Below are 26255 nucleotides of genomic sequence, written 5' to 3' on the forward strand. Positions count from 1 at the left end.
CTCTTACCCGGTTGGTTGGGGAAATTTCTGCATGCGCGTCAGGGTTTCCTGCCGCCCAATCAACTGGTGAAAGGCTTCGGCCTCAGCGGTGAGTCCCGCCCGGACGGTGGCCAGGCGCGCGTCGTTCCAGAACATCGCCTTTGTTGCCAATGCAGTGCCAGTATCAACGGCCGACAGCAAAGCCGGCGCGCGCTCCTCGGCTGCCTCATCGGCCGCCTGTACTAGGCCAATCCGCGCCAATTCGACTGCCACGCGTTCGATGTCAACCTTTTCCTCCCAAAGCACGAAGCGTTCCCCAAGGGTCTTTGCAATCCCCATCAGGACCCAAGCGCGCACTTCCGCATCACCCGCGGAAATCTTACCCTTCTGTAGCGCCTGTTCAAGCTGCTCTGCATACGCCTGCACAAACGCCATGTAGTAATCGCCGTAGGCTTTCGGATCGACAAAGCGCGCCTCCTCCACGATGCGGCTGCATCAGGCGGTACCGCACGACGATAAGATAAGCCGCAAGCCCTGCGCGCTCCGCTTCAAGTCGATTGGCGGCACCAGCGATCCGCTCCGCCGCAGCAAGGATCCTGGTGCGGCGCTCGACACCTAGTTTAGTTTTGGGCTGTGCATTGGCTGGTTTGGTCTTCAGATTTCTTCTCGGTATTTCAACGGTGTCGTCAGGTCCTCAACAGCGACAAAACCTCGGATGGCATCAGAAAAAGTTTCTAGCTCTTCCAAATGCGGCGAATGCCCGGGGTGTTCAAAACGTGCCACAGCCGCCCACGGTGCCTTTGCAGTGATCCAATGTGCTACCGCCTCACTGTAAAGTCGGCTCTGCGCCCCCGTGAAAACAAGATAAGGCACATCAATCTGCGAAATCACCTCGCGCTCATCCATCGCCACCAGATCGCCCCAAAGCAGGCGCAACCCGGCTGGGTCTTGCACGCGCAAAAGCGCCTGTGCTGGCTCCCGGCTAAGGGTCCGGGTACTGCCGCGGGCAAACATATTGCGCGAAATACTCTGAGAAAGCCGTGGCCAGGTCGGGATGATCTTCTCGGAGGTTGCAAGGATCGCCTCTGCGCTCTGCCCAATCAGTCCCAAATCCCAAGCCGCATCCGGCAACATGCGCGGGCTCATGTCCATGGTAACAAGCGCGCGTAAAGCCGACGTGCCGTGTCGCGTAACATAACGCCACGCCGCGCCGGCTCCCACCGACAAGCCCACAAGAATAGGTCGATCCAACCGCGCGTCCCACTGCTCTGCAACTGAGCCACAGTCCTCAAGTCTCGCAATGCCATCGCCCCCTTATCAAATCCGGTGCATGGCAGGTGAAATCTGGCCCCAGACGCGCGGCTACATCGTCAAACACCGCCCCATTCATGACCCATCCATGCAGAAATAATACCGGAATACTCATGATGCGCACCGTTCACGCAGGCGATCCACAATGCCCGTCGGGAAGACGGTAGACGCTCAGAATGAACAGAATGCCCAGCCACATGAGCCAGCGATCCGGGTCCAACAGATACGGGATCAACGGCAGGGAAGCGGTGGCCTCGGACGCGCTGCCCATCAGATTTTGCAAATAGGTCTGCGCCCGAATAAACAGCGTTGCGCCCAACACAGCCCCGTACATCATGCCCATGTCGCCAAACACAAGCGTCAACCCAGAGGACATCACAAAAATCATCATGCCCATAGCAAGGCCCGAAACTGTCAACTTCAGCCAGGAGGATGGCACACCAATGGCCTCAAAGCCAAAGACCACCAGCTTCTGGATAAACAGAAGCGGCGTCGCCTCGCTCAGCCTTTCCAAAAGATCTTTGTTTTCTGCCAGTACCGCCATCTCGTCGGTTCAATTGGCGCGTTCGTCACCCATCACCGCCGCTCGATCACCCAGCGCTTTCGCCACCGAAAATTTTGCTCGACCAACAGGATGTAGGCTCTTTGCACCTTCAACTGCCGCAATGCCTGCGCCATAGTCGAGACAATCGCCGGGGCCGAACCATTGGTTGGCTCATCAATCAGACAAAACCCGCGATCCCCTGTCGTCTCCCGCGCGATGGAGAGCATCTATTTCTGCTCGCCAGAAAGGTTTCCCGCCTCGTTTTGCCAAAAGCTCTCAAGCGCCGGCAAAGCGGTTAGCAGCTACTCTTTGCGCTTTGGATCAAGCTGGCCAGGGGTGCAGCCCAGCACCATATATTCTTCCACGGTCATATCGCTGAAAACGCCCATATCCTCAGGCACAAAGCCAATCCCAGCCCGCGCCCGTCTAGAGGACGGCAGGCGGGTGATGTCTGGTCCGTCGTAGAGAATATCGCCAGATTTGGCGGTCCACTGCCCAATGATCGCTTTGCGCGTCGTGGTCTTGCCCCCCCGTTGCGCCTCCAAAGCATGGTCACTTGCCCACCTGGCACTTCCAAATCAACGCCCTGCAGAATGTGATACTGCGCGATATCTGTGTGCACAGCGTTTAGAGAAAAGATCGGATCAGACATCCACCAACTCCTTCCCCAAATAGGCCTCCTGTACCACCGATGACGCCATTACCTCCGCAGGAGGCCCATCTGCGGCCGACGCGCCGTTGTGCAAACAATGATCCGATCTGCGAGACTGCGGATTAAATCAAGCTTATGCTCGATAAGCAGCACAGTGCGCTCCCGATCCACTTTGATCTCTGCAATCAGATCCAGAATGACTGGCGTTTCATCCACGCTCATGACCGCAGTTGGCTCATCAAACATGTAGACCATCGGATCGAACCCGATCAGCAAAGCAACCTCCAGCTTGCGCTGATCCCCGCAGGACAATTCCGACACCAATTGATCTTGCCGCCGATCCGGCCGCACGCATTCCAGAATCGATTTGGCCGCAATCGTCAGTTCCGGGTGGCTGTCCTCCATCGAGAACAGACCAAAGCCCTTGTGCGGGCGCGATTGGATCACCAGCCGCACATTCTCCAAAACCGACAAGCCCGGAAAAAGATTAGTCAGCTGAAACGCACCTCCAAGCCCACGAAGACAACGCTCCGCCGCCCCAAGGCGCGTGATGTCCTCGACCATCAGCTTCACAGTGCCCGCGCTCGCCGGAATTTGCCCTGAAATAATCAAGTTGAAATAGGTGGTCTTCACCGCGCCATTAGGCCACACGATGGCGGTCAGCTCTCCGACATGAAAGCTGAAGGAAACAGCATCCACCGCCACATGGCCGCCAAAGCGGCCAGTCAGCGCCTCTGTTTGCAAAAGTGTCTGGGTCATCTTTCTTTCCCCTGACCACGGGGCGGCACACAGCGGCCCCGTGTTGTGATTGGGCAATACTCCACCGCTTAATTGTTGCGCACCGGAATTTTCATTTCAGCCATGCCAATTTCGCGCACGAGCACCGGCACGCCATAGTCCTGGCCGTCCTGAATTTCCGTGCGGAAATGATTCATGGTGTGCATCGCCTGATGATCCTCAGCGCGGAATTGCATGGTGCCTTTGGGGGTCTCCCATGCCATGCCTTCCATGTCGGCAACCAGCGCATTGGTATCTTCTGCACCACCGGCTTTCTTGATTGCCTCGACAATAGCCAAGCCAGATGCCATGCCACCCGCGGTGAAAAAGTCCGGCGGGCTGTCAAAACGCTCAAAATTGTTCTTCACAAGCCCTTCGTTTACAGGGTTCTTTGGGATTTCATAGTAGTAGTAGGTCGCGCCTTCCATGCCTGGCTGCTCTTTGTAAGCTTTCAGAGCTGCAAGGATGTTGCCTCCAGTCGCATTCTTAATGCCAAAGCGCTCAGGTTCCACGGCGCTGATCTTGCCCATTGGGTTGCCGCCACCGGCCCAGATGATGAAGAGCTTCTTGTCACCTTCCAATTTCCTATCTTGGTGAAAATCCGCTCCGCCGCCGCGGTGAAATCCGTGGTGTCAGTGGGCACATATTCTTCATGCGCAACCTTCGCACCAGTGGGTTCCAGCGCCTTCTTGAAAGCGGCCACGCCATCGCGTCCAAAAGCATAGTCTTGCGCCAGTGTGGCCCTGGTCGCCCCTTCGCCGCCCAGCGTGACCGCATTGGCAATTGCGTCCTGCGAAGAGTTGCGCCCAGTGCGGAAAACATAGGGTTTCCTAGTTGGCCTCGGTGATCGAGTCGGCAACCGCAGTCTCAACAATCGGCAACCGCTCATATTCCTCAGCCACCGGCAACATCGCCAGGGCGACGCCAGAGCTCACTGGCCCCACTGCAATATGCGCGTCATCATCGCCATAAGCTTCTTCAAGCTGCGCCCGACCAATTTCCGGCTTCAGCTGCGTGTCCTTTTTGATCACGACGATCTTCTCGCCGTTGATCGCCATCGTGCCATTGGTGGCATATTCCAGCCCCAACATCAGCCCATTGTGTGGTTAAGCCGCATAAGCCTCAAATGGGTCGATTTAGCCTTAGACATGAGCAATCCGAACTTCTGCAGAGGCCACAGACGTCATCGACGCACCAGCCGCCGTCAACGCAAAAAAGCACAGCATAGGAACACCTCCCTATTTCTCCTCTACGAAATATGAAACATTATTCATATCAATATTCTCCCAAGAACGATGCTAACGACCTGTGCCACCGGACAAAACAAGAAACGAAAAAGGGGGGCTCTCCGATAGCGGAAGCCCCCAATAAATACCGCACCAGCCTAGCCAGTATCGGACGATATTATCTTTCGTTAGGCGGGTACATCAGCGATCGTCTCGCTTTTGGAAGGCCAATGACAAGAGGCCCAGAATTGCCGACGCCACTATAAGCAACAACGAGACCGCGTTGAGAACCGGCGTGGAGCCCTGTTTGAGCTTATCAAACATGGTGATCGTCAGAGGACTGTCAGAACCAACCAAGATCAGCGTCGTATTGAAGTTTTCAAAGCTCATCAGCACGGAGACCACAGCACTGGCAACAATGGCAGGCAGAAGAAAGGGCAACGTTATCTGCCGGATCGCGCCCCACTTGCTGGCCCCAAGATTAAGTGCGGCCTCCTCCAAGCTGGGGTCAAACTTCTGCAGTCGGGCAGAAATCACCAATGTGGCAAAGGTGGTGATAAAAGAAAACTGCCCTAGTATAACCAGCGGCAAACCCGGGCGCAAACCGTCAAACCAAAGCCCTGTGGCGTCCTCAAGCGTGTTGGCGATTGAGCTTGAGAAAACAAGGATCGAAATGCCCAGGATCACGCCGGGAATAATCAGCGGCAGAAGCATCAGCATGTAAAGCAGCGCTTTGCCGCGGAACTCGTGGCGCACAAACAGGAAGGCGTTGCAGGTGCCCACCGCGACCGCAAGGGCAGAGACCCATGCGGCCACAAAGGCGGAGGTGCCAATGGAGCGCAGGATGGCGCGTTCATGGAAGACGCCGACAAAAGGCGCTTCGGTGCCAAAGAACCACGCCAGTGTGAAGCCTTCCCATGGCAGCGACGGGAAGACGCTGTTGTTGAAAGCAAAGACACAGACCACGGCGAGCGGCAGGGCCAGATAGACAAAGAACAGCGCTACATAAGCACGGTAGGCCCAGAGGGTGAAGCGGGATTGGGAAATTGTTGGAATCATGACCGCCCCATCGTTTCAGAAAGCGACTGGCCGGATAGCTTCAGGCCAACAAACACCACCAGCGAGGACAGGCCCAGCAGCAGGAAGCCAAAGGCCGCGCCCAGTTCCCAGTTAAAGCGGGTGATGAACTGGGTGTAGATCATGCCGGTGAACCACAGGCTGTCTTTGCCCCCCAGCAGGATCGGGGTGAGGTAATTGCCGAGTGACAGCATGAACACCACGATGCAGCCTGACACGATGCCGGGCATGGCGTGGGGGATGACGATCTCGCGCATGATGGCGCTGCTGTTGGCGCCAAGGTCATAGCCAGCCTCAATAAGGCTGTCGTCGAGACTGTCCAGCGTGGTCACCAGCGGCACCACCATAAAGAGGATGGAGGTGTAAACCAGACCGACCATGATGGCGGCATCGTTATAGAGCATCTCAACCCCACCGCTTGCCAAACCTAGCGATTGCAGCAGGTTGGAGAACACGCCTGTTTCGCGCAGCAGGATCATCCAGCCAAAGGTGCGCACCAGTTCTGACACCCAGAAGGGGATCATACACATCAAAAACAGCGTGGTTTTGGTGCGCCCTTTGGTGAGTTTTGCGATGTAATAGGCAATCGGAAAGCCCAAGATCAGCGTCAGCGCGGTGGCGAGGATCGACATGATCGCCGTGCGCGCAAAGGTGCGCCAATAAAGCGGCTCGCCAAAGAAAGCGGCATAGTTGCCAAGCCCATATTCATATTCGCGCGGGCCGACTTTCTCGCTGATCGACACAATGAAAAGCCCAACATGGGGCAGGATGATCAGCAGGACCAACCATAACATGATGGGAGCCAGCAAGAGGTAGAACCCAAGCCGGGAGGCGTCAGAACTCATGGCTTAGACCTCCCCGGCGGCATAGCACCGCGCCTGTTCAGCGCTCCAGCTTGTCATCAGGCGGTCACCTTTTTTCAGGTTCGCCAGCGCGCCGGTTTGTGGCAGCGCCGCGCTGATCACACCGCCTGCGGTATCACGCAGGGAGACGGTGCTGTTCGCGCCATTAAACAGAACGGTTTCCACCACCGCTTCGGTGGCATTGCTGCCAGCGGCCTGCTCAGAGCCGAGCGGTAAAAGGTCAATGGCTTCGGGCCGCAAGAAGATTTGCGCCTTTTCGCCAACGGCCAACCCGGCGCTGAGCGCAGAAACCTGCACCTCGCTACCTGCCTCGGTCACAAGCGACAGCATGGCGCCATTTGTGGCGGTCACTTTTGCGGTAAGCTTGTTGGCCTCGCCCACAAACCCCGCCACAAAGGCGGTTTGCGGTGCGTGGTAAACCTCATGCGGCGTGCCGATCTGCTCAAAGCGGCCATGGTTCATCACCGCGATATTGTCGCTCATCACCAGCGCCTCTGATTGGTCGTGGGTGATGTAGACAAAGGTGGTGTCAAAGGCGGCCTGAAGCGCCTTTAGCTCTACTTTCATATGTTCGCGCAGCTTCAGATCGAGCGCGCCAAGCGGTTCATCCAGCAGCAAAACATCCGGCTCCAGCACCATACAGCGGGCAATCGCCACGCGCTGTTTCTGGCCACCAGAGAGCTGATCAACACGGCGTTTGGACACACCGGGAAGCCCGACGCGCTCCAGCGCCTCATCCACCCGCTTGCCAATCTCTTTTTTGCCGACACCGCGCTGGCGCAGCCCAAAGCCCACATTGTCGCCGATGTTCATCGTCGGGAAGAGCGCGAGGTGTTGAAACACCATCGACACCGGGCGTTTGTTGGGCGGTACGCCAATCATGGAGGTGTCTTTGATCCGCAAATCCCCACTGGTGGGTGACTGGAACCCCGCGATCATGCGCAGCAGCGTGGTCTTGCCGCAGCCAGAGGGGCCGAGGATGGAAAAGAACGATCCTTTGGGCACATCAAAGCTGATGCCATCAACGGCGCGGAAATCGGTGAAATCTTTCACCAGATTGCTGCAGGAAAGATCGGGGGTGCTGTTGCTCACTTGGGGGCCTCAAAATTGGTGAAAGGGCGCCCACAAGGGGCACCCTTTGCTTGGATTTAGAATGGTTTACTTGGCTGCGTTCACGCGATCCAGAGTGGCGCCTTCCAGCGCTTCAAGACCGGCTGGCACAGGCGGGTACCATTTGATGTTGTCGATGGCGGCCTGATCAAAGCTGCCCTGATAGCGCGCTTTCAGGTCGGCGTTCACGCCCGCGTCGCCGTCCACAGCCGCGGTGAAGTTGCCCGCGGTGTTGGTGATCATTGCGGCGATGTCAGGACGCATCACAAAGTTGATCCAATCGTATGCTGCGTCATCCGCACGGCCACGCGCGGGCAGCACAAAAGTGTCGATCCAGCCAAGCGCACCAGCTTCTGGGGCAACAAAGGTGATGTCCGCGTCATCCGCGTTCAACTGCCATCCGCCGGTGTCCCAGGCCATGGAGGCGACCACTTCGCCGGAGCGCAGCAGCTGTTTGATTTCATCGCCGCCACCCCAGTAGGTTTTGACGTTTGGCTTACAGTCGATCAGCTTGGCTTCGACCTGATCCAGGATCTCCTGATAGGCGTCTGCATCGCCATAGGCACCAAAGGGATCAAGGCCCATGGAATAGGCAAAGCCGATCAGGGTCGGGCGCTTCAGGCGGTAGGAGACTTTGCCTGCTACGGAAGCTTCGCAGAGATCAACATAGTCGGTCACGTCGCCCGCTTTGGCGGTGTTTACAACCAGACCGCTGGTGCCCCAGACATGTGGCAGACCATAGACTTCGCCGTCAAAGGTGGTGTTGTCTGCGGTGGCGGACAGCATGGACGGGATGAACAGGTCTGCTTCGATGCGCGACATGTCGATGGGTTTGTAGATGCCAAACTCTTCCTGCGCGCTAGTAATGCGGTCTTGGCTTGGCTGCGCCAGATCAAAGCCGCCGCCGTTGGTGGCGCGCAGTTTTGCGATCATTTCTTCGTTGTTGGAGGTGGTCACCTCAACGGTGTGGCCGGTCTCGGCTTCAAATTTCGCGATCACCTCTTCTGGTGCATAGCCGCCCCAGGTCAGCAGGCGCAGCGTGTCAGCACCGGCTGCAATTGGCATTGTATAGATGGCGGTCGCGGTAAAGGCGACGGCTCCAAATTTTCCAAAGTTATCAAACATCATGTCATTTCCCTGTGTTGCTAGCGAGGTACCAACGTGTTGCGGTCTTTCACCGACCTTCTCTTAGCGCATCAGCATTGTGTCATGCCGACCCAAACCAACAGCCCGTGTGAACGCGTTGCACTCCCTTAATACGCCTCAGGTGTGAATCACGCCGACACCTGACTGGACGGGCAAAACGTGCCGCAGCTAGATCTATAATTCAACATTATTATTTCTGTTACATATAGCATAAAGTTATAGTAGCAATTCCGCGTCAAAGCCAAAAGAGAAAGCCAACCTCATGAGCGCCATCGAGCCACTGCGCATTCGACAATTGCAGGCCCTGGGCTTGCTGGGTGAAAGTGGCACCATCAGCCTCACAGCCAAGGCCATGAACATATCTCAACCGGCCGTCAGCAGATTGCTCTCAGACCTCTCTAAAGAGCTGGGCTATCCGCTCTTCAAACGATCGGGGCGCAGGATGGTGCTCACGCGAGAGGCACAATATTTGCTACCGGAAATTGAACGCATTTTCAGCTCGATGGAGCAAATTCGCAGTCTGGGCCACAACGTTCAGGGCGGCACCAGCGGCCATCTCAAGGTGGCTTGTCTACCGGGGTTTTCCACGAGCCATCTGCCCTCGGTGATTGCAGACTTCCTCAAAGCTCGACCAGATGTCACCGTGACAATCGAGCCAGACAGACCAGAGCGCATCTTGGATTGGGTGATTGGGGAGCAATACGACTGCGGGATCACCGACACCTTTCGCACCCACCATGCCCTCAACAGCAAAACCATCCCGATCCGTTGCGTCTGTGTATTTCCGGAAGGCCACCGACTTGAACAACTGGATGTAGTGACCCCCAGCGACCTTGCCGGAGAACGTATCGCCCACGACCGCATAGGTAGTGAGTTCTATTTACGTCTACGCGAATCTCTAAAGAGCCAAGACGTCCCAATGGACAGTTTTATTGAGACCCGACAGTTCACCTGCGCCTGCGAGCTTGCAGCGAAGGGGGTTTGTGTCTCCGTATTGAGCGAACTTGATGCGCGAGAATACGTCGGCCGCGGCGTCTCTTATCGACCCTACTCGGCCAATCTCACCCATCAACTTTCGCTGATCTGGCCAAATCACAAAGCCACATCCGTTCTTACTCTGGAATTCTTGTCCAACTTTGAGAAGAGCTTGCAACCCTTCTCGGTGTGCTAATGAGTAAGGTCGATCAGCGCCTCTCACGCTCGCATCCAACTCGCGGCAATGGCGACCATATAACCTTCCCCGCATGAGGCCTCTACCTACGAAACAAACCCGACATGTCCGTAAGGGTTGCGCGCGACAATCATGCATTTTCTTCGAATCTTACCTTGTCTGAGTGGGAGCTTCAGACAAATTTAAATCCCACTCTGCTATCAACCAATAAGTGTGATTATTAGAGAATAGGCTCCTCTTATGAAACTGCGCGTTGTTATGCTGCTTGTGATCGGCCCAATTTTCGCCCTCGCGGGTTTTTTGATGTTTGACGACATCACTCGACAGAAAGCCTTCGTGGAAAGCGCTCACGATACCACCTTACGGGCAAATGAGGGCGCTGTTGTTGGAGAGGTGATTCATGAGCTTCAAAAGGAGCGTGGGTATTCCGCTGGCTTTATAGCCTCGAAAGGTGCCAACTTCCCTAGCGAGCTCACTGAGCAGCGCATTCTGACTCTGCAAACCCTTAATCAGTTCCAGCAAGGGATCTCCCTTCTCGCGACGCAACGACCAGGACGTCTTGAAGATATCGAAAAACAGCTCTCGCAGCTGAACGGCATGAGGGAGCGGGTCGACGCCCTTGAACTTTCTGTCCCCGAAATGGCGAAGTTCTATACAGCGACGATCAATAACTTGATTGAATTCTCTCGGCCATCAGGCATTCAAGACAAAGACAGCAGGGTCCAAGCCTTACTGAGCGCACGTGCCTTGATTGGCTCAGCCAAAGAGAATGCCGGCCTGGAGCGCGCCATGGGCGCTACGGGACTGGGCGGCGGCTTCTCAACGGTTGTGCATGACCGTTTTATCTATTTGGGTGGCGCTCAGATGGCCTTGATTGGCGAAACTGCCGGCGCGCTGGACGAGCCCGCGTGGCTCGAAGGGCTCAAAGCCACCAGTGAATACAAAGCTGTGCAGTCTGCGCGAGAGATAATCCGCTCTGGATATGAAGCACAGAACTACGGAAACCTCACCGCACCCGAATGGTTCAAGATCTCCACAGCTTGGATCAACCAACTCCGATCCCAAGAACTCGCCTTTGTTGCGGATGTTGCCGAATTGACTCAGCAAATTGAAGCAGAAGCTGATGCAAGTTTTTACAGGCTGATGTGGCTCGGATCCGCTGTGACCGTGCTGGTTCTATCGTTCGCGATCTTCTCCTTTGAGCGCATGGTTGCTCGGATTAAATACCTGATTTCAGTCATCAATGAATTCACCAGCGGCAATTTCGAAGTGTTCGTCGAAGGCATCGAAGGCAAAGACGAACTCAGCAAAATGGCCAAAGCGGTCTATCACTTCAAGCAAGATACATTGCAAATGCGGCGCGACGCAGAGGCGTTGAAGGCGGAACAAGAACGTCTTAAATCGGAACAGGATTATGTGGTCGGCGAAATTCGCCAGGGCCTCGGAGAGATGGCAGATGGCAATCTGGCACATTTCTTCGAAAAGCCTTTCCCGGAAGAATACGAAGGCCTGCGCACAGACTTCAACAAGACTGTCGGTAAGTTGAATGAAACACTCGTCAATGTTGTTGAAGTGACATCCAGCATTCGCTCGGGCACCATCAAGTTCAGCCAATCCTCCGAAGATCTGTCGCGCCGCACTGAAAATCAGGCCAGCACAATTGAACAAACGGCCTTGGCACTGGAAGGCATCACCACAAGCGTTCAATCTGCGGCGTCAGGCGCGCGAGATGTTCAAGATACCACGAATTCTGCAAAAACAGACGCAACTGAAAGCGGCAAAGTGGTCAAAGAGGCGGTAAACGCTATGGCCAAGATATCAGAATCCTCAAGCCAGATTGCTCAAATCATCAGTGTGATTGACGACATCGCCTTTCAAACGAACCTGCTGGCGCTGAACGCCGGGGTTGAAGCAGCAAGAGCTGGAGATGCCGGAAGCGGATTTGCAGTTGTAGCCTCAGAAGTGCGTGCATTGGCGCAAAAATCCTCTGACGCCGCACGTGAAATCCAAGAGCTGATCGGTGAAAGCACCACGAGCGTAAGCAATGGCGTAGGTTTGGTGAATGAAACCGGCGAAGCTCTCGAAGTCATCGTCAACCGGGTCAGTCATGTGTCTTCTTTGGTCTCCAACATGGCTGAAGGCACGGCACAGCAGGCCGAAACCCTGGGCGAAATCAATACGGGCGTCTCACAGCTAGAAGAGGCGACACAGAGAAATGCGGTGATGGCCCAAGATGTCAGCGACACCTGCGCAACCCTTAAAGAAGAAGCCAATGAACTCGAGCGTTTGGTGGCTCAATTCAAGCTGAAGTACGGCAAAGAAATCGGCTCTACTCAAGAAGAAGCCGCATAATCGTCCGAGATCACGCTTGCCCCATCCTGCGTAGCCGTTTTTAGGCTGCGCAGAAACTACAGGACTTCGTTGCGAGCGGGCCGCCAAGCGGACAGCACGTTGATTTTCAAATCGAAAGTTACCCCTAGGAGCTTAGCGTGCAACCCACGTTACTTAACGCTTTCTCCTGCTGAAATTCCTAGAAGGACTGTCGGCACCCTCCCCTCAAATCGCTAACCAGATTTTGAATAGCATTACTTTACATGATGTCGCAGTATACCGCGCAGACCAAGCCATCCCATAAATGGCAGTGCGAAATAGGTAGCCGTGTGACGTCACTTAAATCATCAGTTTTCCGAACCTGGCTGCTCGCCATATGCGCCCTTAGTGCCCTGCAAGCCACCGCCCAACCCGACATATTGGTCTTAGGTGACAGCCAGATCTCCTTTGGAGCAGGCAAAGAATATCTCCGGTTCTTCGAACAACTCCCCGAAAGATGCGAGATGACGCCCAAGCGTAAAAGGGCTTTGGCCGCGCTGGGGAACCGAAAAACCGCAGCTATAGGTGTCCGCTCAACGTCTCTGCAATCCTGGACAACCCCCAAGGGAGCTGCCAAAGGCGCAATTTGCGATGTCGACAAAAAATTTGGTGTAAACGCCGGCGCCTACGGCATTGATGGAAACGACAAGCGGGTTTTCATTCAAATCGGCAAAGGAAAGGCCTACCAGTTTTGCAAGCCAAAGCAGACAGCCTTCGAAGCGATGTTCGCCGACGGCTACTACGCGCCGGAACTGCTTGTGCTAACCTTTCTCGGAAACTCCGCAGATCGCTGGGCAAATTCACCTGAACTCGCCTTAGAGGACGCTCGTCGGACGCTGCAACAAATACCGGATGATGTGCCCTGCGTGTTCATCTCAAGCGTGCCAGTTTACCTCAAGAAAACAAACGACAAGCGCATGAAAGGCCAAACCGAAATCGCGCGCGCATTTCAGAAAGCAGGCAAACAATGCGCAGTGGTGGAAGGCTTCAACGCACGCACCCGCAACGCCATAGAGGGTCAACCAGTCTATTTCCGGCGAAATGATGCTGGAAAGGTCAAGGATCCGCACCATCCGAAACCCGCTGCGATCCGAGCGTTTTTGGACATTAACACAATAGACATTTGCGATGCGGTATTTCGGGTCTTGAAGTAAGACCACTCGCCTGAGGAAGAGGAAACCAATGATCAAGAAGATTGTCGCAACCATTGGCGCTCTCACGATTGGCGTTTCTGCAGCAATGGCTGACAGCTTTACGTCTCCCGAAATTCTTATCATTGGCGATAGCCAAATCTCATTTGGATCGGGGCCTGCGTTTCTGGAATTTTTCAGCGACATCAAAGAACATTGTCACCCCGATAGCGAACAGAAGAAACACCTCAAACGTCTTGGTGAAATGCGCGTTGGTGTGATCGGCGTCAGATCCAGCTCAATTGACTCTTGGACCGCACGGTCGGGTCGCGCAAAAGACACGATCTGCAAAGTGGATCCAAAATGGAAGGTAAACGCCGGAACATATGGGTTTGTGAACAAGTCCGGCAACAAATACGTGCAAATCGGCCAGGGTAAAGAATATCAATTCTGCGCGCCCAGCACCTCACCGCTCGAGGAGATGCTGAGAGAAGGGTACTACGACCCGAAACTGATCCTGATGACGTTTCTTGGCAATTCGGCAAAGCGTTGGGCGAACAGCCCGGAAGCTGCAGTCAGAGATGTGGAGCGTTTGCAGGCGCAATTACCAGCAGATTTGCCCTGCATTTTCATGACCACTGCGCCCGCCTATAAGAAAAAGATCGTAGATTTGCGCTTGCGCGCGCAAAAGAACCTTATGGACGCTTTTAAGACCACTGGGCTGCGATGCTCTTTTGTGCCCGGCGCCACACCAGAGACAGTTGCTGCCAATCAAGGAAACAAAGACTATTTCCGCCTCAATAAGAACGGCATGGTGAAGGACCCCTATCATCCAAATGCTGCCGCTGCGAAGAACTTCTTCGCACTGGAAATGGATCAAATTTGCACAGCGATTTTCGACCAGATCGAACCGTCAAAAGAACAGAGCTAAAGATAGACGCTCCACGTCCGGTAACAATCGATAAACTAGAGCCTGCTTTGTACAGCTCCTGAGTAGTCGGTAATTCTAAGCATAGAATAGATGTCAGCTTCGCAAAGTTTGGACATTCAAGTACAAAAAAACTCAGCTCGTTGCTATCTGAGGTTTGTAGCTCGTCCTCCCCAACCCTTCTTCGAGAAGCTCCAAACCAAGAAAACGCTCAAGTCGCCCGTTCAAAGACGGCGAGAAGCGTGAGTTTTGCACAGATCGCCTCCACGGTTTCTTTCAGCGCAGCCACCACCGCACCGACCTCATTGGGCCGATCTGCCCCCTGTATCATCGGCACACTCAACGCACCGACAACACCGGCGCTTCCTTTCGAAGTGAGCGGCGCCGATACCTCGACGATTCCGGCATTTTCTGCATTTGAAAGCACACAAACGCCATTGGCAGCGCAACGTTCGATCTCCAGATCAAAAGCTGAAAACGCATCCTCGCTGACAAACTCTTCCATCTGCACGAGCAGATCAAAGCGGGCCTCGCGACTTGGCAACCCCGCTAAGAAACATGCTCCGGCAGAGGCGCCAAACATCGGTGCTTGAACACCTTCGCCTAAGGCAAGGCTATAGGATCCGGCAGCCCGAGCAGCGGCACCCACACGCATTTTGTTCTCATCAACGATCCAAAGATGATTGGATTGCTCCGTTTTCTGGGACAGTTGCGCCATGAAAGGTCGGGCAATCTCGATCATTTGCCCCGTCGGGTTGCGCGCGCCGCCAAGCTCGCCGAGCTTCGGTGTTAGAAAGAAAACATCCCCTTCACCACGCCGTATATAGCCGCGCTCCTCCAAGACCACCATCATCCGGAAGATTTCGTTTTTAGACCGGCCAATCCCTTTGGCGATATCCGCATGGGTCAGCGCCACCCCTGGCCTCAGTGACAACAGCTCCAAAATATCCAACCCTTTCTCAAGGGCAGGTGCAGAGTATTTCTGAAGTCTTGTGATCGGTTCGGTCAAGAGGATCGCTAAGCTCTGGAATTTAAAGCAAGTTGCGCAGGAGGCTTAAGCTCCTGCGCAGCTGTTGTCGACCCTTGGGGGAGGGCAAGGGTCGCACTGGGATCACTTCAAGCCATTACGCTTGAGAATATCATCCGCATTTTCTGACGTTACAGCTTCTGTCCCCATAACCACGGACTTCTCAACGCTCGCACCACCCAGATATGCCAGAGCCTGACGCAGCCCTTCTGCGCCCGGGGTCGGATAGAGGAAGGTTGCCGCAAGTTCGCCATTGGCCACCCATGTCACACCTTCACCAGGGAGCGCATCCACACCGATGAACAAGATGTCATCTGCGCGCCCCGCATCTTTGGCGGCCAGATAGGCGCCATAGGCCATTGGGTCGTTGTGGCCATAAACCATGGAGATGTCTTCATAGTTGCGCAGGGCCGTGGACATGATGTCATACGCCGTGTCCTGCTTCCAATCGCCGGATTGCTGATCCAGCAGGAACGTCACACCATCCTCACCCTCAAAAGCCTCATGGAAACCGTTGGCGCGGTCATGCGCCGCCTGAGTACCCAAACCACCCCAGATTTCAACGATGGTGCCAGATGCGCTGCCCGCTCCGCCGAGTTTCTCAAGCGCGAACTGGCCTGCGGCGCGACCGATCAGCTCGTTGTCGCCGCCAACCCACTGCACAAACTTGTCAGTATCTACATTGCGGTCCAGCACAAACACAGGAATTCCCGCGTCGGTGGCTTGCTCAACAACACCGGTCAGACCTGCAGATTCCTTCGGAGAAATCAGGATCGCGTCCACCTCCTGACGGATGAAGTTTTCTACATCCGCCACCTGCTTCTCGGTGCGGTCATTGGCATCGGCAATCAACAACTCCACATTATCATGCAGCGCCGCTTCTGCCCGCAGGTCTTTGTTAAACTGCACACGCCATGGCTCAACAGTTGTTACCTGCGAAAACCCGATAACGTAGTTGTCCGCCGCCAGCAGGGCCGTTGCGCTGGTTGTGAGTGCGAGTGCAGCCACACAAAGGCTCTTGCCGAAAGTTCTTCTTTGCATAATCTTCTCCCTTGTCATGTTTCAGCCATTTGGCTGTTTGGCAAATGCCCTGATCTCCGGTCCTCCAAACTGCGAGGTCAGGGCTATTTCTCTCCACGGATCTTGCGTTTCACCGCAGAGAGGAATTCTTCTATCCGGCCTTCCTGCAACAGGACGGCGGCAATAATGATCACACCTTTCAGAATAAGCTGGGTGTTGCTGTCGATGTTGTTGAGCTGCAAAATATTGCTTAGGAAGCCAAAGATGAGCACACCTACAAAGGTGCCCAAAATCGCGCCTCTGCCCCCCATCAGGCTGGTTCCACCAATCACCACCGCTGCAATCGCATCGAGTTCCAATCCAAGCCCGGCATCAGGTTTCCCCTGGCGGAACTGCGCCACATAGAGGATGCCCGCCAGTGCCGACAACCCACCCGCAATTGCATAGGTCACAATCGTATTGCGCTTTACATTGATCCCGGCCAGACGCGCGGCTTCCGCATTGCCCCCGATTGCCAGCAAATAGCTGCCAAAGGTGGTGAACCGAGTCAGCACAAAGAATATTGCAAGGATTGCGAGAAAGAACAGCCCGGGCACCGGCACCACGCCCCATAGCAAGCTACGCAGCACGTCAAATTCCTGCACCGCATTGCTGCCGGTATAGACCGGATAAACCGCTGTATCCTGCCCTGCGATCACTCGCGCCAGTCCCAAAGCACCCACCATCATTGCAAGCGTCACAATGAACGGCTGCAGGCGACCATACACAATGAGCGCGCCATTGAGTGTCCCCATGATGATGCCCACACAAGGCACTGCAATGAGCACACCCATCACGCCAAACTTGTCATCTACCTGCAAACCCAGCCACAACATCGCTGCAAGCGCCACCACCAATCCAATCGCCATAGATGGCAACTTGGAAGGTGCACTTGGCTGGTCCTTGGTGCCTGCGGCACGCATCTGAGATTGCACAAAGAAGATCAGTGCGGCCACAGCGACAAACAGGATCACTCCTGCGGCGGGTACCGAAAACATGCTCGCTGCGGTCCAACCCGATTGGGTCAACAACATCGCGCAGATCACCGTCCCCAGCGCCATGATCGAGCCGACCGACAGGTCAATCCCGGCAATGAAGATCACCAGCGTCATACCCACAGCCACAATGCCTGTCACGGAGACCTGCCGAAGAATGTCTGTCAGATTCCCTATCGACAGAAAGATATTGTTACCCTTTGACGAAAGCGGCGAGGTCAACGCACCAAAGACAATTAGTGCGACCAGCCCCCAATAGAGCTTGGTTTTGTCCAAAATCTGCAACAACCAGTTGCGGTCAGCCTTATGGCCAGAGCCAGATTTGGAGGCAGCGGGTGGTCGGGCGTCTGTCATACTCATGTCTCGGCTCACGCTTGGTCAAATTGCATCGAAAGGTCTTTGATCGCTTCAACGGTCATTTCGTCCCGCGTCAGATCTCCTGCGACATGCCCGTCACAGAGTACGATCATGCGATCGCAGACCGCCATAAATTCCGGTATTTCTGAGCTCGCAAACAGCACGGAAATCCCTTGATCCGCCAGTTGTCCGATCAGATCGTAGATTTCGTCTTTGGCACCAATATCGATCCCGCGGGTGGGCTCATCCAGAAGCAGGATACTCGGCCCTGTGGCCAGCCATTTGCCAATTACGACCTTCTGTTGGTTGCCCCCGCTCAAGCGTCCAACAACATGCTCGACACCAGTGGCAGCGACGCGTAGTCGCGCAATCGCACTCTGCGCTTCTGCATCTCGCTGCGTCTTAGAAAGCAAACCAAATCGCGATTTCAAGGGCAGGAGCGGCAAGATCACATTGTCTGCGATAGACCTGTCCAGCAGCAGCCCGTTGCCTTTGCGATCCTCGGTGATCAGGGCCAAACCATGGCGCACAGCGTCAGAGGGGGTGGAAAGCCGTACACTCTCACCATGCACCACAATCTCCCCAGAGAAGGTATCCCCCCGCGCGCCGAAAATCGTTTCCAACAGCTCCGTCCGGCCCGCACCCAGCAGTCCGCCAACACCCAGAACTTCTCCGCGACGCAGATCAAAGGAAACATCCTGCAGCACTTTGCGGCCACCAGCTTCAGCTGTCAGGTCACGCACCGACAATACCGTCTCAGCAGACGCTGGCGTTTCGCGGACGACCGGTTTGATTTCAACCGAACGCCCCACCATCATTTGCACCAGTTCCTCCGGCGTCGTATCTGCCGCCAACGTTGTGCCAATCATGTCCCCATCCCGCAGTACTGTCACACGGTCTGAGATCTCAAAGACCTCATCCATACGGTGGGAAATATACACAATCGCTACGCCTTGCTGCGCCAGATCGCGAACCACTTCCATCAGAATATCCGCCTCCGCTTGCGACAGCGCGCTTGTAGGCTCATCCATGATCAGCAAGCGCGCATCCATCAAAAGTGCCCGCGCAATCTCAACCAGCTGCTGTTCTCCCACACGCAAGTCTTTCACCAAGGTGTCAACTTCCAGAGAAAAGCCAAATTTCTTCAGCGCATTTTGCGCTGTCTCGCGCAACGCGTGCTGATCCACCATCACGCCGCCAATCATGGGCTCTTGCCCAAGCATCACATTCTGCGCGACCGTCATCTCCGGGATCAGGCTCAACTCCTGATGCATGATCACGATGCCATTGTCGTTGGCTTCTGCGGGAGAGTTGAACTGCACCTCCTGCCCATCGATCTCAAGTGTACCGAAGCTCTGCCCCTGCACACCGCTGATGATTTTCACAAGCGTGCTTTTTCCGGCGCCATTCTCCCCCATCAGCGTATGGATCTCACCACCGGAAATCTGGAGCGTTACATCACGCAGTACACTCACTCCGGAAAACGATTTTCCGATCCCGTGAAGCTGCATTGTGATCTTGCTGTTCTGCGCAAGAAAATCCTCTTGCGCCAGCGTGGATGCTGGAATCATCCTCCTCCTCCCAAAGGCTGACGTTTCATATATAAAGCCGCTTCAAATATGAAGTGTCAACAAAATTTTGGGAGTTCGGAACACAAATAGGCGGCTTGGATCACGCTTTCCCCAGCTCTCATCAATGGGAAGACGTCACCTTCGAACTGCCAATCAAGGTGAAATCAAGCCGCTAAATAACGGCGCGGCCAGCACAAAGACGCGGCAAGAGCACACGCCACCCAAGCGCCCCAAAGGCGCTTCATCACAACGCTGATTAAGACCTATGTCACGCCAAGCTTACTAACAGCCGATCGCAGCGCAAATCCTTGCACGGTAAGCTGAATTGGCAGCACTTTCTGGTGCAGCAGGCGCCCCTTGTGATGGGCATTCCATCACATAGTTCGCAGCCACGCCTCGATTGACACAATTGGCTACATCCCAACCGGGAGGAATGTCGTTGAGATCCACTTGTTGCCATTTTGAATGGCCATTTTGGCGCAGCTCAGAAAACCGAGTCAAAACCGTATGCGCCACGTCAGAAACAGCTCTACAACTGGCACGGTGGTAACCGTTGCGGCGCGGCTCGTACTCAAAAGTCATCAAAACCGCTTTGACCGCCACCGCGGGAATTGCGCCCCTTTGAAACGGATAGGTCTGTGCTGGAATTTCTGTTGGCACATAGACGGACCGCAAAACAGGGTCTTCAATGGGTACGAGGTGAAAGCGCTCAGGATCGATCTGACCGTTCAGAAAGATCTTTGTGGGCGCTCCAGCAACATAGAAAAATGCATCAAGCTCCCCCGCCAGCAATTGCGTCATCGACTCATCGGGGCCGATTTTTCGCAGCTCTCCGGCATCTATGCCCAACAGGTCCATAAACAACGATGCGGTGAGAAAGGTCCCACTGTCCTCAACGCCGATCGCGATACGTTTGCCATTCAGATCGGATGCTGACGCGATTTCACGCGTCGCAATCAGATGCACCTCCTCATTATAGAGTGGAAATGCGATACGAACGCCGGCGATGGCTCTCGCAATACCACTGTCGCTGGCCGAATAGGTTTTTAGATATTCAAGCACATCACTTTGGACGATACCGAACTGCGTAGCACGTCGCGTCCGAACGCCCAGAAAATTCTCCAACGAACCGGCACTCTCTCGCACATTCAGGGTCTGTCCGCATTCTGAAAGCAAATTTGCAATGTCTTGGCCAAACTGAATGTATGTGCCAGTCGGCCCGCCGGTAAGAATGTTCTTCTCAAACTCTTGCGCCGAGAGCGGCGCCACTTTGCCCACCAAAAGAAGCGAAGCACACAGAACCTGAAACGCAAATACCGCTAAAAACTTCATTTTAACCCCTAAAAAACGTACCAATTAACTCAACACCGCCCAAGACTTCGCACCAGCGACAACAAAGTTTGTCGATTAATGACGTCCATCACCGTTTCAAGGGCCTCATGGACACACATCCCCTCCTGCAAAACCGTCTGAAGCTTCTCAAGATCTTCCGAACGAAGCACTTCCAAGCCAGGAGCTTGGCGCAAAGCTGAGGCAACCAGGCTGGCGGGTTTGGAAGTGCCGTACGCGGCAGGTTCGGATGATGGCACCGGGGGGATCTCGGGAGCGGGCGTAGGCACAGTCTGCATCGAAGCCTTCAACTCCTCCAATTCGACTTTGGCACCTTCAATCCGGCTATAAACTGCTGCAAGCGTATCTTCCGCCTTAACTTGCTCTAGCTCCAGATCGAGAAGGACTTCCCTCTTCAACCGCTCTTCTGCGGCCAGCTGCGCCCGCGCCTCCCCAACGGAGCTGGCAACGGCACTGGCTTCAAAAGCCATTTCACTCGCCATTTTTTCAGCCGCGAGCAAATCCAAATTGGCCGCGACGAGCTGTTGACTTGCGCGCTCCAAACGATCCTGAACATCAACATATTCAGCTCTCGCGACCTTTAAATCCGTTTGGAGAGCCTCGACCTCGATGAGCAGGCTATCTTTGCTTGCACCTACACTTTCGAGGTCAAGGTGGGCCGCGGACTGTAATGCGGCAAGTTCCGAAACCTGCTGCTGCAAATCTTGCTTTTGGCTTTCCAACATTTGCATTTCAGCCTCAGCACGCTTCTGAAATTGACCGAGCTTGTTTTGACGATCCAGAAATTCAGAATTTAGCAAGGCAAGCTCTTCTGTCTTCTCGCGCTTGCGCGCCTCTAAAGCCTCGTGCTCTCTTCGAAGTTGCTCGATCAAACCCTGTCGCTCAGATATTTCCGCGCGCGCCTGATCAAGCTCTGCTCTCAGCGCTGCCGCCTCACTCCGAAGCTTGCCTGAAGATTCTTGCATAGCGGACTCAACAAGCGTACCCGCCCCTGCTGAAACAGCGCTCTGAGCATTCTCTTCTTGCGCACTGACCGGTTCGAACAACAAAACAAACGAAAGGGCCGCAAGCATCAAATTAACCGAGTGACCCACAACCATCACCTGACGCTAACTAGCTAAATAAGCATCAGTATCATTTAGACACGGTTTAAAATCAAGGCGCTGCTGATTTTCCAACTAAAAGATCAAAACAAATCTCTCGTGTTTACAGCGCGGTTTTCGGTGTCTCATCGCATACGAATAACTGGATACCCGCAAAGCCCGTCCAAGCAGTCAAAAAGCCTACCCACTATTTCGTGCCAGTGGGTGGTCACCAAATACACGTGCATTTTGCAGAAAACCGGTCTGGACGCGCAGATGTGCTTTGCAACCAATCTGCTGTTCAGATGCGGCCACTCTAGCGCCTAGCACGGACAGTCAATCCTCTCGTCCGAGCGGGAGGAAACCGATTACATAGGTAGCAAGCAGACTTCAGCACCAGCACTTCGAAGAAAAAGGCTATAGTGGCGGAGGAGGTGTCCGCCATATGTATGTATCGGAACGTTTTTTCAGTTCTCGGATTTTGAGAAAAGGTTCATATTTTTTAATATATTGCAAGCATACCTCATCTCAAATCTTCTCACTAAAGCTCTTGCATTCTTTTGGTTTAGGGGGACAGATAAGGGGGCACTAGAGTATTTTCTATGGGATGCAATACCAATGCCCACTCAATCCTTTCCCCCAGCCTTCACTCTCCGCCCTGCCGCAGCAAACGCATCGGCGCTGGAAGACCCAATCATCCAGACGGCCCAGCACGGCGGCGGCGGCCCGGACAGGATTGTTGGAATTCGGGTGGACGAAACAAATCTTTGTGCGCAGATCGAATGGGCTTCGTCTGTCGCGGACGCGGAGCAGATTATCCTTTCCCCGCGTCAGGCGCTTCACATGCCTCATGGCGCAATGCCTTCAACTTCGATTCATTAAACCGAGACAAAGGCCCTCTACATGTCAGCTAACACTCGCAGCCGCTCCAAGGACCGCCTGTCTGCCCGGAAAGTCGAAACAGCCACGGAACCCGGCTACTACTTTGACGGCGGTGGCCTTCTCCTGCACATCTCCAAAAACGGGGGCAAGCGGTGGCTACTGCGGTTTGTTTCGCCTCTCACCGGCAAGCGCCGTGAAATGGGCCTTGGCCCAGCCGGAAAAGGCGCTGTGAGCCTCGCGGACGCGCGATCCAAAGCAGACGACGCACGGCGTTTGGCGCGTGACGGCACTGACCCAATTGAGCGCCGGAACGCCGAGGCAGAGCGGCTGCGCGCCGAGGGGCTGCAAAAAAAGCCTCAGACCTTTGGTGAATTCTCAGACGATTGGATGCGGGACAACCTAAAGCAATTCAGCAACCCAAAACATCGTGCTCAGTGGCGTATGACACTCACGAAATACGCCGCTCCCCTGCGTCCGATGGCACTGGAGGATATTCAGACGCCTGACGTGGTTGCCGTCTTACGGCCAATCTGGGAAGGCAAGCACGAAACTGCCAAGCGTACTCAGGGGCGGATTGAAAGGGTATTTGACGCTGCAATCGCACAGGGCGCACGGTCCGGTTCCAATCCCGCGCGTTGGCGGGGCCACCTTTCCATGCTCCTCCCCAAAGTGCAGCCGACAGACCGCAACGGAAATCTTGGTGTCGGCCACCATGCCGCGATGAATTGGAAGGACTTGCCGGACTTCATCCCTGCTCTGCGGCAGCGCGCGGGCGTTGCGGCGCGAGCGTTGGAATTCGCCATTTTGACAGCGGCGCGATCCGGGGAGGTTCGAGGAGCAACATGGGCCGAGATTGACTTAGAGGTACGGCGCTGGATCGTTCCAGGCTGGCGCATGAAGGCGCGGCAGGAGCATCGCGTGCCCCTGAGCGCGCGCGCGGTGGAAATTCTGTTGGAAATGGAAACCTACCGCCCTGAAAACGACGAGAACGGAGCCACACTTGTTTTTCCCGGAGCCAAGCCGGGAACCAGCATGTCGGACATGACCCTTTCCGCAGTGCTGAAACGCATGGAAATAAAAGGCGCAACGCCGCACGGGTTCCGTTCCGCGTTCCGCGATTGGGCAGAGGACACCGAGGCCGCGCCCTATGGGGCGATCAAGTCTGCACTGGCGCACACCCTAGGCGACAAGGTGGATGCGGCCTACCGGCGGGGTGACGGTTTTGAGCGTCGCGCTGTACTGATGGAGCACTGGGCAAAGTTCCTAGAGGGCGAGCGATGACAAGATTCCCGCAGTGGCGACGTCGAGCGACGTCAAGGCTGCGGCGACGCCTAGTCGTCGCCTGTGTCATTTTTGTGTCAACCCCTTGATACTTCACTGATTTCTCAATCCGCGCTATAAAGTAAGAAGAATTCTTATCCGCCATCTTACCGGTTCACACAACCGGCCTTGGCGTCAAATCGGAGACTTGAATTGCAGATACGTGACCGCCTCCTGCCGCGCGACGAAGTTGTCCAGATCGTTGGGGCATCCGTGCCCACAATTTACCGCTGGATGGCCGCTGGGCTTTTTCCGCGCCCCATCCCTGTTGGCCCCCGTGCCGTCCGCTGGATGGAAAGCGAAGTTTATGAATGGATCGAAAACCGCAAGCTGTCTCGGGCCGCGTGAAACCGATTGTGGAACAGCCCAGCGGTTCGACAGCGCCTCAAAGGCAAAAAAGGTCTACGGTCCCTCTGCGCGGCATCACCTTTGGTGTGAAAAAGGGGGCGAGCGCATTGGGCCGAGGTTTTCCTGTCCAGATTGTATTTTAAAGCAAATCGCCAACCGGGGAGGCCCTGAAATATATTGCCAAATACTGGGACGGGCTGATCCTGTTCCTCAGTGACGGCCGCATCGAGCTCGACAACAATCCCGTCGAGCGAACCATCCGTCCTGTCGCCCTGAACCGCAAAAACGCGCTCTTCGCCGGGCACGACGCTGGCGCACAGAACTGGGCCGTCATCGCGTCACTGATCGAGACCTGCAAACTCAACGGGATCGAGCCACATGCCTATCTGTCAGGCGTGCTGACAGCCATTGCTGGCGGGCACAAACAAACCAACATCAACGAACTACTGCCCTGGAACTACGACAGACCCGTGTGATCGGCGCACCGCTTACCTTCCAAGTCAACATAGCTGAACAGCGACCCGCTCGTCTCGTCCATCCCGCGCATCATCACCCCCACCATGGCCGTGGGAATGGTGAATCATGTTCTCAAATCGTTGTCGAGACAGGACTATTTCAGTAGCCTGTTAGATATTTGTCGCAGCGGATAACACCCGTCAATTGACAGAGAAACCTTCATCAAATGCCTTTAGGAACTTTATATTCCCTGCAGTCAAAGCACTGTCTCTTAACGCATTAATCTCTGCCTCTTCTTGGGCAAAACGCTTGACCATTCTATGGCATGGGTGAACGGCATTGGCGATATTCCCGTCAATAATGAAGCGAGCAAAAGCGGGATCGTTTTCAAAGAAATAGGTCAAGAGAGGGAAATTTGGCGAGTACGATGCGAGTTTATCGGAGTTGGCAATCTCGCAGTAGGCCCAAAGAAGCCCAGCATCTCCTCCGAAGTCTATTCTGGATGTGAGATGATCAGAGTAATTATACCCACCCGACGAAGTGGTAATTGATTGTATGCCTCGAGGAATGTGCCCATTAAATGTATGCGAGTACTTTACATCGAATTCTACAACTCTACTAACCACGTATAAGAACACTTTGTTTATTGCTCGGGAACCATTTGACTGGACTTCGTAAGGCACGATTGTATGCAGAACGATCAAAGGTACCAAACCTGAACCGACTGCATTGCCAACATCACCATTGATTTCTGCGCCAAGTTTGCTCAACCAGAGCAAATCGTCCTTGGATGTTATACCTCTGTAAGAGACCTCCAATAAAGTGCAACCTTTTCTGAAAGCGTTCATGCTCTCCAATGCTAGTGGTATATGGCCGCTATCGTTACTTAGCCCTCGTGATCTGACCAAGCAAAGAAGATCATCTCTCGAAAGGTCCAATGGTCGGATCTTAGATAAGAGTTTTAGCGCTTCGGGACCGCGTTTGAAGAACGAACTTTCAGATGCGCGTCCAAGAGAAGAATTAGGGTTTCGAGGAGCATGTGAAGCCAACACGAAAACGCTTTCCCAGTCGTAGTCCGTTGGCAATAAGCCGTTGTCAATGTAGTATTCTGCAGAAGAAAAATCGATATCGTCATTATACCAATACGAAAATGCCTTATCTATTTCGGCGATGAACCCATTAATATACTTGGTATCCGATGTAGCCGAATGAGCCACACCCGAAGAAAACAAATACAGCATAGAAATAATAGAAAAAAAACGCTTCACAATTACAACTCCTAAAATTAACCGCGTCGATTCTGTGCCACGCAATGGATTTACGTAATATTGGTTGCATCTCAAGATTGTTAACCCGACATTCCCCAAGTAGCGTGCCGTCTGACGTCAAGATCGCCTGATTTTGCCAGTTGAACAAGCGTTTTTCACCCTGAGCGGTGTCTGTGGTCGCGCAAACGCCTTGAGCTTCGCGGATTGGGCCGCGAACCCGCCTCTTCCTGGCCAGGTGGTGCCGTTTTTCAGCGCT

22 protein-coding genes and 3 pseudogenes are annotated in these 26255 nt (G+C 54.6%); 7 read left to right on the top strand and 18 right to left on the bottom strand.

Annotated elements, in window-relative coordinates:
- Positions 1–3: 3 nt before the first annotated feature.
- The 11 genes and pseudogenes from J7400_RS21220 to J7400_RS16170 form a co-directional block, all read right to left on the bottom strand.
- Positions 4–462, bottom strand: coding sequence for a hypothetical protein (locus J7400_RS21220; RefSeq protein WP_247738858.1), 459 nt, complete (start codon positions 460–462; stop codon positions 4–6).
- A gap of 171 nt (positions 463–633) precedes the next feature.
- Positions 634–1230: an alpha/beta hydrolase gene (locus tag J7400_RS16130; RefSeq protein ID WP_247738859.1), complete on the bottom strand. Its 597-nt coding sequence runs from the start codon at positions 1228–1230 to the stop codon at positions 634–636.
- A gap of 187 nt (positions 1231–1417) precedes the next feature.
- Positions 1418–1834, bottom strand: a complete 417-nt coding sequence (locus tag J7400_RS21225; protein WP_247738860.1) for a hypothetical protein — start codon at positions 1832–1834, stop codon at positions 1418–1420.
- A gap of 32 nt (positions 1835–1866) precedes the next feature.
- On the bottom strand, positions 1867–2061 hold the full coding sequence (locus J7400_RS21410; RefSeq protein ID WP_348540185.1) for a hypothetical protein: 195 nt from the start codon (positions 2059–2061) through the stop codon (positions 1867–1869).
- Positions 2062–2136: 75 nt separating this feature from the next.
- Positions 2137–2379 (bottom strand): ATP-binding cassette domain-containing protein, encoded by a 243-nt coding sequence (locus J7400_RS21415; RefSeq protein WP_348540186.1) that lies wholly within the window; start codon positions 2377–2379, stop codon positions 2137–2139.
- Between the two features lie 99 nt (positions 2380–2478).
- Positions 2479–3245, bottom strand: a pseudogene (locus tag J7400_RS16145) (ATP-binding cassette domain-containing protein).
- A 68-nt stretch (positions 3246–3313) separates the two neighbouring features.
- A pseudogene (locus J7400_RS16150) lies at positions 3314–4489 on the bottom strand (substrate-binding domain-containing protein).
- 201 nt (positions 4490–4690) lie between these two features.
- Complete coding sequence (locus J7400_RS16155) at positions 4691–5548, bottom strand: ABC transporter permease (protein ID WP_209065121.1); 858 nt, start codon at positions 5546–5548, stop codon at positions 4691–4693.
- A complete protein-coding gene (locus tag J7400_RS16160; RefSeq protein ID WP_209065122.1) occupies positions 5545–6411 on the bottom strand; it encodes an ABC transporter permease in 867 nt (288 codons plus the stop codon). The genes J7400_RS16155 and J7400_RS16160 overlap by 4 nt, the downstream gene beginning before the upstream one ends.
- 3 nt (positions 6412–6414) lie before the next feature.
- Positions 6415–7521 (bottom strand): ABC transporter ATP-binding protein, encoded by a 1107-nt coding sequence (locus J7400_RS16165; protein WP_209065123.1) that lies wholly within the window; start codon positions 7519–7521, stop codon positions 6415–6417.
- A gap of 66 nt (positions 7522–7587) precedes the next feature.
- Positions 7588–8604 carry an extracellular solute-binding protein gene (locus tag J7400_RS16170; protein ID WP_247738880.1) on the bottom strand — a complete coding sequence of 339 codons (1017 nt, stop codon included), beginning with the start codon at positions 8602–8604 and terminating at the stop codon, positions 7588–7590.
- A 343-nt stretch (positions 8605–8947) separates the two neighbouring features.
- Here J7400_RS16170 and J7400_RS16175 point away from each other — a divergent pair, with 343 nt between their 5' ends.
- The 4 genes from J7400_RS16175 (at position 8948) to J7400_RS16190 (ending at position 14287) form a co-directional block, all read left to right on the top strand.
- Complete coding sequence (locus J7400_RS16175) at positions 8948–9856, top strand: LysR family transcriptional regulator (RefSeq protein WP_209065124.1); 909 nt, start codon at positions 8948–8950, stop codon at positions 9854–9856.
- Positions 9857–10096: 240 nt separating this feature from the next.
- Positions 10097–12208, top strand: coding sequence for a methyl-accepting chemotaxis protein (locus J7400_RS16180; RefSeq protein WP_209065125.1), 2112 nt, complete (start codon positions 10097–10099; stop codon positions 12206–12208).
- Positions 12209–12450: 242 nt separating this feature from the next.
- Complete coding sequence (locus J7400_RS16185; RefSeq protein ID WP_209065126.1) at positions 12451–13380, top strand: SGNH/GDSL hydrolase family protein; 930 nt, start codon at positions 12451–12453, stop codon at positions 13378–13380.
- Positions 13381–13408: 28 nt separating this feature from the next.
- Entirely contained in the window at positions 13409–14287 is an 879-nt protein-coding gene (locus J7400_RS16190; RefSeq protein WP_209065127.1) for an SGNH/GDSL hydrolase family protein, read from the top strand.
- Positions 14288–14495: 208 nt separating this feature from the next.
- On the opposite strand, the gene J7400_RS16195 is transcribed toward J7400_RS16190, so the two are convergent.
- From J7400_RS16195 to J7400_RS16220, 6 genes are all read right to left on the bottom strand, one after another.
- Complete coding sequence (locus J7400_RS16195; RefSeq protein WP_209065128.1) at positions 14496–15293, bottom strand: helix-turn-helix domain-containing protein; 798 nt, start codon at positions 15291–15293, stop codon at positions 14496–14498.
- 102 nt (positions 15294–15395) lie between these two features.
- Complete coding sequence (locus J7400_RS16200; protein ID WP_209065129.1) at positions 15396–16352, bottom strand: substrate-binding domain-containing protein; 957 nt, start codon at positions 16350–16352, stop codon at positions 15396–15398.
- An 83-nt stretch (positions 16353–16435) separates the two neighbouring features.
- A complete protein-coding gene (locus J7400_RS16205) occupies positions 16436–17725 on the bottom strand; it encodes an ABC transporter permease (protein ID WP_209065130.1) in 1290 nt (429 codons plus the stop codon).
- A gap of 8 nt (positions 17726–17733) precedes the next feature.
- A complete protein-coding gene (locus J7400_RS16210) occupies positions 17734–19293 on the bottom strand; it encodes a sugar ABC transporter ATP-binding protein (RefSeq protein WP_209065131.1) in 1560 nt (519 codons plus the stop codon).
- Between the two features lie 282 nt (positions 19294–19575).
- Positions 19576–20625: a TAXI family TRAP transporter solute-binding subunit gene (locus J7400_RS16215; RefSeq protein ID WP_209065132.1), complete on the bottom strand. Its 1050-nt coding sequence runs from the start codon at positions 20623–20625 to the stop codon at positions 19576–19578.
- A 29-nt stretch (positions 20626–20654) separates the two neighbouring features.
- On the bottom strand, positions 20655–21716 hold the full coding sequence (locus J7400_RS16220; protein WP_209065133.1) for a hypothetical protein: 1062 nt from the start codon (positions 21714–21716) through the stop codon (positions 20655–20657).
- A 912-nt stretch (positions 21717–22628) separates the two neighbouring features.
- On the opposite strand from J7400_RS16220, the gene J7400_RS16225 reads away from it, so the two are divergent.
- From J7400_RS16225 to J7400_RS16235, 3 genes and pseudogenes are all read left to right on the top strand, one after another.
- Positions 22629–23888: a site-specific integrase gene (locus J7400_RS16225; RefSeq protein ID WP_209065134.1), complete on the top strand. Its 1260-nt coding sequence runs from the start codon at positions 22629–22631 to the stop codon at positions 23886–23888.
- Between the two features lie 192 nt (positions 23889–24080).
- The gene (locus J7400_RS16230; RefSeq protein ID WP_209065135.1) at positions 24081–24275 is read left to right on the top strand and encodes an AlpA family phage regulatory protein; all 195 of its coding nucleotides are present in this window, start codon (positions 24081–24083) and stop codon (positions 24273–24275) included.
- 158 nt (positions 24276–24433) lie between these two features.
- Positions 24434–24751 (top strand): annotated as a pseudogene (locus tag J7400_RS16235) (transposase); the annotation flags it as partial.
- A gap of 180 nt (positions 24752–24931) precedes the next feature.
- On the opposite strand, the gene J7400_RS16240 reads toward J7400_RS16235, so the two are convergent.
- A complete protein-coding gene (locus tag J7400_RS16240; protein ID WP_209065136.1) occupies positions 24932–25999 on the bottom strand; it encodes a hypothetical protein in 1068 nt (355 codons plus the stop codon).
- Positions 26000–26255 lie beyond the last annotated feature (256 nt).

Source organism: Shimia sp. R9_2, from assembly GCF_017743735.1.
In the GTDB taxonomy this organism is placed as follows: domain Bacteria; phylum Pseudomonadota; class Alphaproteobacteria; order Rhodobacterales; family Rhodobacteraceae; genus Shimia.